Genomic DNA, 13,003 nt, shown 5'->3' with positions numbered 1-13,003 from the left:
CCTCTCGGTTCTATCGTTGAATCTAATAATAAAAACTCACTACAATGCACTCGCTTTTAGTGAGTTGTCCACTCCCTCTAACCTGCCGTTCGAGCATCAAGGAAACACATTTATGGAAGAAAATATTTCCCGTACACCGTTAAGCCCTGGGTTGATTGCTTTGATAGCAATTGCCACAGGTTTGGTTGTCGCCAGTAACTACTATGCACAACCGCTGCTTGATACTATCGCGTTACAATTTAACCTGACTGTCAGCGAAGCGGGCTTTATTGTAACCACAGCTCAGTTGAGCTACGCCGTTGGCCTGATATTCCTTGTACCATTAGGTGATATGTTTGAACGACGCAACCTGATCGTCTCAATGACAATGTTAGCCGCTGTTGGATTGCTGATTACCGCTATGTCACAAAATATCTGGCAAATGTTGCTGGGAACTGCACTGACAGGCTTATTTTCAGTAGTTGCCCAAGTACTGGTCCCTCTGGCGGCAACACTTGCTCTTCCCCATCAACGAGGAAAAGCCGTTGGTATAATTATGAGTGGGTTGCTACTTGGAATATTACTGGCAAGAACCCTCTCAGGAGCAATGACTACGCTTGGCGGCTGGCGAACGATTTTTTGGGTTGCCAGCATCTTACTGATAATTCTCTCCCTGACGTTATGGCGCTGCCTGCCTCGTTATAAACAAGTGACCACTCTCAATTACTTCCAGTTACTTGGCTCTATTGTAAAACTCGTCGCCACAACTCCCCTTCTAAGAGTACGCGCCATACTGGGAGCACTGACATTTGCCAATTTCAGCCTTCTATGGACATCGATGGCATTCCTGCTCTCAGCACCTCCTTTTAACTACTCCGAAGGGATAATCGGTTTATTTGGGTTAGTCGGCGCCGCAGGAGCACTGATGGCCACTAAAACCGGGCAACTGGTTGATAAAGGAAAAGGTTCTCTGACCACCAGTATTTCGCTGGTGCTACTACTTATTTCATGGATACCGATCGGCTTCGCCAAAGAATCATTAATCGGCTTTCTAATTGGTATTCTGCTCCTTGATACTGCGGTTCAGGGTGTTCACGTTACCAATCAAAGTACGATCTACCGTATCATGCCAGAAGCCAGAAACCGACTCACCGCTGCTTACATGACCAGCTATTTTATTGGTGGCGCTCTCGGCTCTCTGGTTTCAGGTTATGCTTATAAACATTCGGGTTGGTATGGCGTTACCGCCGCCGGAATGACCATCTGTATAATCAGCCTGATCGTGTGGTTTTTAGGCAAAAAGCATGAGCCAAAAACGTTGTAAGAAACACGTTATGGCAAAAGAATGTCTAAATAAAAACATTTATGAAACATTTGTAAGGATAATATTTTCTATTTGATTTCCTTTTGTTAATGTTACACAACATTTATATAACCGGATATATTGTATGCCTGTTCCTGACGCATTCACGCCTTTACCCAGTCAAAAATCCTCCTTTACTGAGGGAATAATAGACAGTTTACCCATCGTTATCGGGTACATTCCCGTCGCTTTTGCTTTTGGTCTTAGCGCAGTCAAACTTGGCTTCACCCCAATAGAAGCCATTTTCTTTTCATGCATCATCTACGCCGGCGCAAGCCAATTCGTTATCACGGCCTTACTGAGCGCGGGTATGTCATTATGGGTTTCTGCCCTGACAATACTGGCAATGGATGTTCGCCATATCCTTTATGGACCATCTTTAAGACATCGTATCAAAGGTAAACTGACGGAGAAAAAAACCCTTATCTGGGCTTTTGGTCTAACAGATGAAGTTTTTGCCGCAGCCACCGCAAAACTGATTAAAAACCAACGTAGTTGGAGTGAAAACTGGATGGTTGCTATTGCGGGCTGTTCCTGGCTTGCCTGGGTTGTTGGTACAGCAGCCGGCGCATTTCTTGGCAACGGTTATCTGGAATCCTACCCTGCGGTAGAAGCTGCCATGACTTTCATGTTACCGGCGCTATTTCTGAGTTTTCTGCTTGCATCTTGCAGAAAACAACACAGTTATTGTGTTGCAGCAGCGCTGATTGGGGCACTGTTGGGAATTACTCTTTTCTCAATCCCTGTTGCCATTCTGGCAGGTATTGTTGGTGGTTGTATCGCAGCATTGTTACAACCACGAAGCAGTTGCAATGACACTTATGAACAAAAGGAAACACAATGATTGACAGTAGAATTTTGCTCATCGGGCTATTTGTTGGGTTAGCCAACTTTTTGTTCCGCTATCTACCACTACGTTTTGGTAAAGCGCGTCAATCTGGCGGCAAACAAAGCGGAAAAACAGGCATTATTCTTGACAGTATTGGCATTGCATCTATCTGCGCTTTACTCATCGTATCAGGTATACCTGATGTAATGAGAGACAGTAAAAAGCTATTTCCTACCCTAGTGGGCTTTTTAACTATCTGTTTAATTTTTTACAAAACAAAGAAAATTATACTCGCAACACTATTCGGTGCGCTACTTTTTGGGCTAACATTCAAAATATTTATGAATTAGGTATCAATATCAAAAGAAATATGATGATAATAAATAACTACAATTGCTAAATTTATCTTTTAATATACCATTTGGATGTTTGATAACAAAAGTTATCTTACCAGTTGAAACTAATAAGGTATCTAAATAATGGAAAGTTCGTTTACGCCTACCGAAGAATTACTGAATATTCGTGCAGCACAGCAAGCCAAATTAAATAAAGATATCCCTTATCAAGAGATCCTGTTGACTAGGTTATCAATGCACGTCCAAAGCAAATTGCTTGAAAACCGTAATAATATGTTGAAAGCTCAAGGAATCAATGAGACTTTGTTCATGGCCCTGATGATCCTTGATACTAAAGAAAGCCACAGTATCCAACCATCAGAATTAAGTGCTGCATTAGGTTCTTCTCGTACTAACGCCACTCGTATTGCTGATGAATTAGAAAAGCAGGAGTGGATTGAAAGAAAAGAAAGTCATAACGATCGTCGCTGTCTTCACCTTCACCTGACAGATCAAGGTACAAAATTTTTAAATAGTTTACTTCCACCTCAACATGATTGCCTGAGAAAGCTTTGGTCATGCCTTGACCAGGAGGAACAAAAACAGTTAGAGACGTTAATGAGAAAATTACTGGTCAGACTTGATACAATGGGCGATTGTATCAAAAAATAACTTATTGTTTGATCGAACAATTTTCATCCAAACAACAATTTTCTGGTTAAGTTGTTCGAGAAAAATTTCCTTGTTAGCCAAGATGATCTTTTCTGCCAAAAGCTAACTATTATTCTTCGATAACATTGGATTGTGTGTAATTCATCTTTCCAGTAGTGATGACATACCACTACTGGAAAGTGAGCTGAAAAATGATAGTGGCCAAAAAATAGATAACAAGCATGGAGATTACTATGAGCACGAATGAGGAAATTGAAGTACCAGCACCACAAAATCCAACCGATAACAAAAAAAGACAACGCAGTCGTACCTTCGTATTACTAACTCTTGTATTTACTCTGCTTGGTGTTGTCTACTTTTTTTATTGGTTTCTCATTTTACGCCACCATCAAGAAACCGATAATGCCTACGTTACAGGCAATCAAGTTCAGATTATGTCGCAAGTTACCGGCAGCGTAATCACAGTTAACTTCGATAATACTGACTTTGTGAAAAGCGGCAGTGTATTAGTACAACTCGATCCCCGTGATGCAGAGTTAGCATTGGAAAAAGCAAAAACAGCACTGGCTAACAGTGTACGTCAGACTCATCAGCAAATAGTTAACAGTAAACAATATCAGGCTAATATCACTCTGCGCCGCTCTGAATTGACCAAAGTTCAAAATGATCTCAACCGTCGTGAAATACTTAGCGTCCAGAAAGTGATTGGTAAAGAGGAGCTGCAACATGCACAGGAAGCCGTTGCCAGTGCTCGAGCCGCTTTGGATATCGCTATCGAGCAATATAACGCTAATCAAGCAATTATTCGTGATACTCCGCTAGAAAAACAACCTGCCGTTGAACAAGCAGCAACAGAAGTCCGTAACGCCTGGCTGGCGCTCCAACGCACTAAAATAGTCAGTCCAATTGATGGCTATGTCTCACGCCGCAGTGTACAGGTTGGCGCACAAATCAATAAAAATACACCTCTAATGGCGATAGTTTCGGCAAACGATATGTGGATAGAAGCTAACTTCAAGGAGACTCAAATTGCCGATATGCGTATTGGTCAACCCGTCGAAATCACCAGCGATTTCTACGGTGGAAGTAAAATATTCAGCGGCAAAATCACAGGCCTTGATATGGGTACAGGCAGTGCCTTCTCTTTATTGCCTGCTCAGAATGCCAGTGGCAATTGGATTAAAGTTGTTCAACGCTTACCCGTCCGCATTACATTGGATCCTGGACAATTAGAAAAATACCCATTACGCATCGGCCTCTCGACTAAAGTAAGAGTAGATACCACCCGTTCTGATGGCCCTGTTCTGTCTGACAGAACACGCACCAAATCGGCTTATCACACCTCTGCGCTGACAATAGATATGTCCCCTGCAAATAAAATAGTCAATGACATAATTAATAATAACGCTTAAAAACAATACAGACAGAGGGCAACAGTGATGAGACAGCCGCTCACAGGGGCCAAACTTGCATGGATGACCATTGCACTATCCTTGGCAACTTTCATGCAAGTTTTGGATTCCACAATTGCTAACGTAGCGATACCCACTATCGCAGGTAATCTGGGGTCATCAAATTCTCAGGGGCTCTGGGTAATTACCTCTTTCGGTGTCGCTAATGCGATTTCCATCCCGGTTACCGGATGGCTGGCAAAACGCATCGGTGAAGTTAAGCTATTCATCTGGTCAACAGCCCTGTTTGCTATCGCTTCCTGGTTATGCGGAATTTCCAACAGTCTTGGAATGCTAATCTTCTTCCGGGTTGTTCAGGGATTAGTTGCTGGTCCTCTTATTCCTCTTTCGCAAAGCCTGCTATTGAACAACTATCCACCCGCCAAAGCAAATATGGCGCTGGCGTTATGGTCCATCACTATTATTGTCGCACCAATTTTTGGCCCTATTCTGGGTGGCTACATCAGTGATAACTATCATTGGGGATGGATTTTCTTTATCAACGTTCCTGTTGGTATAGCGATTATTCTGATTGCAATGAAAACGTTGAAAGGGCGTGAAACCCAAACAGAGATCAAACCTATCGACACAATAGGACTCGTGTTGCTGGTTGTCGGGGTTGGTTGTTTGCAAATTATGCTGGATCAGGGTAAAGAGCTGGACTGGTTTAATTCTACAGAAATTATCGTATTGGCTGTTATCGCCGTAATCTCCTTGGTATGTCTGACAGTATGGGAGTTGACCGATGACAATCCAATTATTGATTTGTCGCTGTTCAAAGAGCGCAATTTTACTATTGGTTGCCTCTGCTTGAGTTTGGCTTATCTACTCTACTTCGGCACAATTGTTTTGTTACCTCAGTTATTACAGGAAGTGTTTGGCTATACAGCAACCTGGTCAGGACTGGCATTAGCGCCTGTAGGATTGTTGCCATTGATAATATCGCCACTGATTGGTAAGTACGGTAATAGAGTAGATATGCGTTACATAGTGACATTTAGCTTTGTTATGTACGCTGTCTGTTATTACTGGCGTGCATATACATTCGAACCAGGAATGAATTTTGCTGCTTCCGCATGGCCTCAATTTATTCAAGGGTTTGCTATCGCCTGTTTCTTTATGCCGCTAACAACCATTACCCTTTCTGGCTTACGGCCAGAAAGGATGGCGTCTGCATCCAGTCTGTCTAACTTTATCCGAACATTGGCTGGCTCAATAGGAACATCACTAACAGCGACCATGTGGACTCAACGCGAATCAATGCATCATGCTCATCTTACAGAACACATCAATCCGTATAGCCCCGATACTCAACAGATTTATCAGCAATTATCAGCCTTGGGAATGAATAACCAGCAAATTTCGGGTTATCTGGCAAAAGAAATTACTCATCAGGGGCTCATAATTTCAGCAAATGAAATATTCTGGCTCTCTGCCGGCGTGTTCCTAATTTTGATTATGCTCGTCTGGCTCGCGAAACCACCATTCACACCAGGAAGTAAAGAGAGTGTCGGTGCCCATTAAATCTTAAATAGCAAAACGGGAGCACTCACGGCTCCCGCTTTTTCCATCAGGCTCTATTCTGTCGCCACCACTCAGCCAGCATAACGCCAGTTGCAACAGAAACGTTCAGGCTTTCAACCAAACCAGTGCCCCCGACAAACAAACTCATATCGCCATGCTCCCAAGCACTGTCACTCAAGCCATCATGTTCCTGACCAAGTACCAGAACCATTTTCTCGGGTAATTCAGCTTTAGCTAAATTGGTGCTGCTTTTATGGCTAGACGTTGTCACAATGGTGTAACCAGCTTCACGAAATTTATTCAGTGTGGTGGTAAAACCATCAGCATCAATACCTTTGATATGCTCAGCGCCACCTTCTGCTGTACGAATAGCCGCACCAGATTCTAACAAAGCCACATCCTGCAAAATCACACCCTGTACACCGAAATGCGCACAGCTTCGCATAATGGCACCAAGGTTATGTGGATTACCCACATCTTCAAGAGCCAGAACACAATCTTTTACCGGAGCACTTTTCAGGTAAGCCTCCGCACTCAAACCACTGCGTTTTTTAATCAGAAAACAAACACCGCCATGATGCTCAGTACCTGACACTTTCGCCAGTTCAGCTTCATCCACAACATGATAAGCTTTACGGTTGGCAGCCATCCATTTTAGAGCATTACGGAAACGTGGTGTCACTGACTCAACAAACCAGGCTCGAACTATCGCCTCAGAACGGTTTTTAAACATCGCCTGACATGCATTTTCACCATAAATCCGGGTTTCTTCCATTCGCTGACGACGAAGCTGCTCTGGATCAATCTGGCTTTTCCCACTGATACCGCCATGCTCTGGCGTTAAAGAATCACTCTCAGGGCGGGAAACTGTTTTCCAGGGAGATCTTTCACGCTCAGTAACACGCGGAGAACGGGATGATCGCTCATTGTCCCGGCGACGCTGACCTTGGTCGCGTCCTTTGCTCGACGGACGTTTGTTATTGCTGCGGCTGTCATTATTGTCCTCACTGCGGACATACATCACTTTGACTTTGCCATTTTTACCACTGTATGAATCGTTCATTCGTCTCTCCAACTACTTTATGGCGCGAAGATTACCTGATGTGTGCATGGTAAGCTACCTCTGACAACCACAATCCATTAAAATATGCCTTTAATTTTTTTTCCTGCCTTTTACCTGAAGGACCCAGATTCCTGATTTATGAATGATAATGCCGTTTTCCAACTGCGTCAGCAGCGCCTCGCTCGTTCTACTCGCCCCTTTCGTGCCCGTGGTTATCGTATGAACGTTGCTCTTATTGTCTACTGCCACAGAAAAGTTGTCTGTGCGATACAATCAAACCGGCGAATGCCGCCAGCCGCTTTTGCCTTATCATGTTTGATACCGAGCCAATGAAACCCAGTAATACAGGTAAATTGATTGCTGACATTCTTCTTACTTTACTGCGGATGCCCACTAGAGAAGAACAACATTATACCGCGGAAGTGGCTGCTTACTCATTTTAGCTATTTTCATCAACAATATCTGGCGGGTAAACCTCATCACCCGATAGCGTAAATCACAGCAATGCTCAACAAAATCCGTTACAGTAGCCACAATTAATCGCTAACAAGGAGCCTCCTGATGAGCCAGCGCGGACTTGAAGCTTTATTACGCCCTAAATCCATTGCGGTAATTGGCGCCTCAGAAAAACCAGAACGAGCTGGTTCAGTTATGATGCGCAACCTGCTTGCAGGGGGATTTGCCGGGCCAATACTGCCGATAACACCCAATAGCGATTCCGTTCAAGGGGTTTTAGCCTATCCTTCAATAGATAAATTACCGATCACACCAGATTTGGCTGTTATTTGTACTCATCATAGCCGCAATTTGCAAAGTCTGGAACAACTGGGACAACTTGGTTGCAAAACAGTTATTATTCTTTCCTCGCCAGAGCCCCAATTTACTGAGCTAAAACAGTGTTGCCAGCGCTATAGTATCCGGCTACTTGGACCAAACAGTTTGGGATTATTAGCCCCCTGGCAAGGATTAAACGCCAGCTTTTCCCCAGTTCCAATACTCAAAGGGAAACTGGCTTTTATCTCTCAATCTGCGGCGGTATCAAATACGATTCTTGACTGGGCTCAACACCGAGGAGTCGGATTTTCCTACTTTATCGCGTTGGGTGACAGTGTAGATATTGATATTGATCATCTGCTTGATTTTCTGGCTCGTGACAGTAAAACCAGCGCTATCCTGCTCTATCTGGAACATATTCATGACGCCCGTCGCTTTCTTTCAGCATCCAGAAGCGCTTCCCGCAATAAACCTATTTTGGTGGTTAAAAGCGGCCGCACCAAGCAGGCCCAGAAATTACTTGGTGAACAACAAAATCTGGATGCTGCCTATGACGCAGCAATTCAGCGCGCTGGATTATTGCGGGTGCAAGATACACATGAAATGTTTTCTGCTGTAGAAACATTAAGTCATATGTCACCTTTACGGGGAGAGCGGCTATTTATCATTAGCAACGGTGCAGCTCCAGCGGCAATGGCGCTGGATGAGTTATTCCGTCGTAACGGTAAGTTAGCAACGTTAGGTGAAGAAACAACGAAGACATTGAAAACACATCTGCCAGAAACTATCGCCTTACACAACCCACTGGATTTAAGAGATGACGCTACGGTGGAACGTTACATCTCCGCACTAAAACCTTTACTAGACAGCCATGACCATGATGCCCTGTTACTTATTCATTCTCCTAGCGCAATTGCTCCCGGCATTCAGACCGCCACAAAAGTCATTGAAATAATCCGTAAACATCCGCGGGGAAAATGGCTGACTATCTTCACCAACTGGTGCGGAGAGTATTCTTCACAAGAAGCCCGCCGTCTGTTCAGTGAAGCAGGTATTCCAACTTACCGAACTCCGGAAGGCGCTGTTACTGCTTTTATGCATATGGTGGAATATCGCCGCAATCAGAAACAATTAACAGAAACGCCAGCATTATCAGCAAACATCACAACCAATACGGCCCACGCCCATCAGTGCATACAACAAGCTCTGGAACAGGGGAATTCACTTCTGGATACCCATGAAGTTCAACCTATTCTGGAAGCCTATGGCCTCAATACACTTCCAACCTGGATTGCACATAACAGTGATGAAGCAGTCAGTATTGCCCAACAGATCGGTTATCCTGTCGCCCTGAAATTACGTTCACCAGATATCCCGCATAAATCAGAAGTTCAGGGTGTTATGCTTTATTTGCGCAACGCAAATGAAGTCAGAGCTTCTGCTCAAGCGATTATCGAACGTGTCAATCAGAATTTCCCTCAGGCAAGAGTTCAGGGACTGCTAGTTCAAAGCATGGCAAACCGTGCCGGAGCACAAGAATTGCGTATTGCAGTAGAACAAGACGAGGTATTTGGTCCACTGATTATGCTGGGAGAAGGTGGTGTTGAATGGTCACCGGAAACACAAGCAGCCGTAGCATTGCCGCCGCTTAATATGGCATTAGCGCGATACCTGGTTATTCAAGCCATTAAAAGTAGAAAAATTAAACTCAGGGGCTCCCCTCAATCACTAGATGTGCTGGCACTTAGCCGACTTTTGGTTCAAGTATCTAACCTGTTACTTGATTGCCCACAAATTGTACGACTAGATATTCATCCATTATTGGCTTCCGGCGATGAATTCACACTACTGGATGTTTCAATGGAATTATCTTCTATAGAAGGTGATCCACGGACCAGATTGGCTATCCGCCCATATCCAAGCGAACTGGAAGAAACCATAAAACTGAAAGGTGGTGCAGAATGCCTTCTACGTCCGATTCTGCCAGAAGATGAACCATTGCTAAAAGATTTTATCGGTCAGGTTACCAAAGAAGATCTTTATTACCGTTATTTCAGTGAAATCAGCGAATTCACCCACGATGATTTAGCAAATATGACTCAGATTGATTACGACCGTGAAATGGCATTTGTTGCCGTGCGTCATCCTAATACTACCCCGGAAATTATCGGCGTCGCCCGTGCCATAGCTGATCCTGATAATATCGAGGCAGAATTCGCTGTGCTGGTACGCTCTGATTTAAAAGGAATTACGTTAGGGCATCAGCTTATGATCAAACTGATTAATTATACGCGGGAACATGGCATAAGCCGTCTCAACGCCATCACCATGCCAGAAAACCGTACTATGATAAAACTGGCTAAAAAACTTGAATTTACCATAGATGTTCAATTTGAAGATGGTATTGTAAACTTAGCCCTCGAACTTTAAATCAACTACGTGATGAATCGCACAGACTTGAATCATTAGGTAGCAGAGCGTTAAATCATGCTCACAATTAGCCAAACTAATGGTATTATCGCCAGATCATTTGATTCATTGCTCTATATAATCGTATTTTCAGCCATCCAACATAAGAGAAAAAACGCACTGTGATGTTGTCTAAATTCAAACAAGCTAAACACCAACAACACCTTGCACAACTGCCTAAGCTACCTCAGTCAGTTGCTGATGTTAAAACACTTTATCAACCCGAAGTGTTCCGCAGCACCCTGCTGGAAAAAATTGCTAACGCTGAAAAACATATTTATATCATCTCCCTCTATCTGGAAAACGATGACGCAGGGAGAGATATCCTTAATGCACTTTATGCAGCTAAACAACAACGCCCTAACCTAGATATTAAAGTTCTTGTTGACTGGCATCGGGCACAACGTGGACGAATTGGTGATGTCGCAATGGCAACTAATGCCGATTGGTATTGTTCCATGGCAGAAACATATTCTGACGTAAAAATTCCAGTATTAGGTGTACCAGTAAATACCCGTGAAGCACTGGGTGTTTTACATTTAAAAGGTTTTATCTTTGATGATACTGTGATTTATAGCGGAGCGAGCATTAATGATGTTTATCTCCACCAACATGACAAATATCGTTATGATCGCTACCACTTGCTCCACAATGCAAAGCTTGCAGAAGCAATGAAGCACTTTGTTGATAATTACATTATCGCTACAGGCGCGGTACAAAAACTGAATTGTAAGAATCGCCCCCGTAGCCCTGAAATTAAAGCGCTGATCCGTCAATTTCGTTTTTCTCTGCGACACACGACTTATCAGATAAATAATCAGGCAACGAACGACGAATTATCTGTCACTCCACTTGCCGGTCTGGGGAAGAAAAACCTTCTCAATAAAACCATCAGTCATCTTATCGCCAGTACAGAACAAAAGCTGGTTATTTGTACTCCGTATTTTAACCTTCCAGCTATCATTGCCCGACTGATTGTTCATCTGCTTCATCAGGGTAAAAAAGTGGAAATTATTGTTGGCGATAAAACTGCCAACGATTTTTATATTCCACCAGAAGAACCATTTAAAATTATCGGTGCATTGCCATATCTATATGAAATCAACCTGCGCCGTTTTATCAGTAGGCTACAGCGCTATGTGGACAGCAATCAACTCACTGTACGGCTATGGAAAGATGGTGATAATAGCTATCATCTGAAAGGTGTGTGGGTAGATAATAAATGGCAGTTGATTACAGGAAATAATCTTAATCCTCGTGCCTGGGGATTGGATTTAGAAAATGCAATTCTTATCCACGATCCTAATAAAGAAATGCAGGAACAACGTACAAAAGAACTAAATTGCATCCGCACTCATACTACTGTTGTCAGTAATTATCAGGAACTAGACAGCATCCAGCTTTATCCAGTCAAAGTACGTAAACTTATCCGTCGTTTACGCCGTATCCGGGTAGACAGACTGATTAATCGTATTCTGTAATTGAATCGATAAAGCTGACTATCTTATCTAAATCTCCTGTAGCGAATAACTTCAGGGGATTTTTTAATTTGATAAATTCTAGTTCTGCTTAAAAATAACCATTTCAAAAGTATAAAATTTAGGATCTTTTTTGGAAGTTAAAAAGTAAAGAGAACTAACCCAACAACTACCCGAACTACAGTGTTTGAATATTCTTTAACTGGTCAAATATCACCTTAATTATGATTAAACTTAACAAAAAACATACGTTAAAAGTGGTAAAAAACTTTATACCAATTAAAACCATAAGCTAAAAAAATGACTTTTAATAACAGCTTAAAACCTGCCCATCATAAAAATGCTAGGACAGAATTCCACTTTATTTACTGTGCTATGTTTAATTCATTTATCAGCGGTTCTATACCTCACTTATTTTACATTTACCTAATTTGCCATAATAATTTAACAACGCAACTACAGAGACATTAAAGCTTTTATATTCAGAGCGGAACTCAATAAATACAGCTTTTCAGAAGAAGAATTAATTGTCTTTAATCGAACATCATTAACCATTAATAGAAAGTTGAAAAGAAATTCGCACGCAAAAGAACATTTTCCGAACTGATGGGTGTTCAAGTACTTTCTCGTCGGTTATTTTATGAGGAAAATCCCAAAAAGAACATAATAAAAAAAGGGATAAAACGGTTAATTTGGCAGGATTTAAGCCCTGAAAAAAGGGGGAGGATTATCCGAAAAAACAGGAAGAAGTATTTTTATATCATCAAGCTATTTAACTGCTGATTTATTAAGACAAGATAAAGGGGGATGATCTATAAAACCTGCTCAGAATTACTAGTAAACCTTATAGATGGGATGGGATTCGATTTTACGAAAAAAAACCAATAAACAGATATTAATATAATTTATTCCATTCAATACGGCTTTATCAATAGTCTTTAATATCCATTCAGTCTGTTTTTAAGATTAAATGTGATTTATTTTTAAATAAAATACTCGTTCTAAAAATGTGAGATTTTATCCTGGTTTCTTAAAGAAAATGAGAAGCAGACGAAGCAGGCAAATA

General features: G+C 42.2%; 9 protein-coding genes and 1 pseudogene. 9 read left to right on the top strand and 1 reads right to left on the bottom strand.

The window, feature by feature from the left end; all coding sequences use genetic code 11:
• Positions 1-112: 112 nt before the first annotated feature.
• From ABR397_RS05650 to emrB, 6 genes are all read left to right on the top strand, one after another.
• The gene (locus ABR397_RS05650) at positions 113-1,303 is read left to right on the top strand and encodes an MFS transporter (protein WP_350304855.1); all 1,191 of its coding nucleotides are present in this window, start codon (positions 113-115) and stop codon (positions 1,301-1,303) included.
• A gap of 124 nt (positions 1,304-1,427) precedes the next feature.
• The gene (locus ABR397_RS05645) at positions 1,428-2,186 is read left to right on the top strand and encodes an AzlC family ABC transporter permease (protein ID WP_350304854.1); all 759 of its coding nucleotides are present in this window, start codon (positions 1,428-1,430) and stop codon (positions 2,184-2,186) included.
• A complete protein-coding gene (gene ygaH, locus ABR397_RS05640) occupies positions 2,186-2,521 on the top strand; it encodes an L-valine transporter subunit YgaH (RefSeq protein WP_350304925.1) in 336 nt (111 codons plus the stop codon). The genes ABR397_RS05645 and ygaH overlap by 1 nt, the downstream gene beginning before the upstream one ends.
• A 129-nt stretch (positions 2,522-2,650) precedes the next feature.
• Positions 2,651-3,178, top strand: a complete 528-nt coding sequence (gene mprA / locus ABR397_RS05635) for a transcriptional repressor MprA (RefSeq protein WP_133816158.1) — start codon at positions 2,651-2,653, stop codon at positions 3,176-3,178.
• Positions 3,179-3,411: 233 nt separating this feature from the next.
• On the top strand, positions 3,412-4,590 hold the full coding sequence (emrA, locus tag ABR397_RS05630) for a multidrug efflux MFS transporter periplasmic adaptor subunit EmrA (protein WP_350304853.1): 1,179 nt from the start codon (positions 3,412-3,414) through the stop codon (positions 4,588-4,590).
• Positions 4,591-4,617: 27 nt separating this feature from the next.
• Entirely contained in the window at positions 4,618-6,153 is a 1,536-nt protein-coding gene (gene emrB, locus ABR397_RS05625; RefSeq protein WP_407072865.1) for a multidrug efflux MFS transporter permease subunit EmrB, read from the top strand.
• A 46-nt stretch (positions 6,154-6,199) separates the two neighbouring features.
• On the opposite strand, the gene ABR397_RS05620 is transcribed toward emrB, so the two are convergent.
• Positions 6,200-7,216: a tRNA/rRNA methyltransferase gene (locus tag ABR397_RS05620; RefSeq protein ID WP_350304851.1), complete on the bottom strand. Its 1,017-nt coding sequence runs from the start codon at positions 7,214-7,216 to the stop codon at positions 6,200-6,202.
• Positions 7,217-7,354: 138 nt separating this feature from the next.
• Here ABR397_RS05620 and ABR397_RS05615 point away from each other — a divergent pair.
• From ABR397_RS05615 to pssA, 3 genes and pseudogenes are all read left to right on the top strand, one after another.
• Positions 7,355-7,587: pseudogene (locus ABR397_RS05615) on the top strand (DTW domain-containing protein); the annotation flags it as partial.
• A gap of 190 nt (positions 7,588-7,777) precedes the next feature.
• Positions 7,778-10,420, top strand: a complete 2,643-nt coding sequence (locus ABR397_RS05610) for a bifunctional acetate--CoA ligase family protein/GNAT family N-acetyltransferase (protein WP_350304850.1) — start codon at positions 7,778-7,780, stop codon at positions 10,418-10,420.
• 164 nt (positions 10,421-10,584) lie between these two features.
• Positions 10,585-11,940, top strand: a complete 1,356-nt coding sequence (gene pssA, locus ABR397_RS05605; protein ID WP_350304849.1) for a CDP-diacylglycerol--serine O-phosphatidyltransferase — start codon at positions 10,585-10,587, stop codon at positions 11,938-11,940.
• Positions 11,941-13,003 lie beyond the last annotated feature (1,063 nt).

It is taken from the genome of Photorhabdus viridis (genome assembly GCF_040256935.1).
Classification (GTDB): Bacteria; Pseudomonadota; Gammaproteobacteria; order Enterobacterales; family Enterobacteriaceae; genus Photorhabdus; species Photorhabdus viridis.
The sequence above is the reverse complement of the archived record's forward strand: the minus strand, read 5'-3'. Positions and strand labels throughout refer to the sequence as shown.

Coding starts and splice junctions, on each gene's coding strand:
- pssA (WP_350304849.1), top strand. CDS start 10,585: ATGTTGTCTAAATTCAAACAAGCTAAACACCAACAACACCTTGCACAA.
- ABR397_RS05645 (WP_350304854.1), top strand. CDS start 1,428: ATGCCTGTTCCTGACGCATTCACGCCTTTACCCAGTCAAAAATCCTCC.
- ABR397_RS05650 (WP_350304855.1), top strand. CDS start 113: ATGGAAGAAAATATTTCCCGTACACCGTTAAGCCCTGGGTTGATTGCT.
- ABR397_RS05620 (WP_350304851.1), bottom strand. CDS start 7,216: ATGAACGATTCATACAGTGGTAAAAATGGCAAAGTCAAAGTGATGTAT.
- ABR397_RS05610 (WP_350304850.1), top strand. CDS start 7,778: ATGAGCCAGCGCGGACTTGAAGCTTTATTACGCCCTAAATCCATTGCG.
- emrA (WP_350304853.1), top strand. CDS start 3,412: ATGAGCACGAATGAGGAAATTGAAGTACCAGCACCACAAAATCCAACC.
- emrB (WP_407072865.1), top strand. CDS start 4,618: ATGAGACAGCCGCTCACAGGGGCCAAACTTGCATGGATGACCATTGCA.
- mprA (WP_133816158.1), top strand. CDS start 2,651: ATGGAAAGTTCGTTTACGCCTACCGAAGAATTACTGAATATTCGTGCA.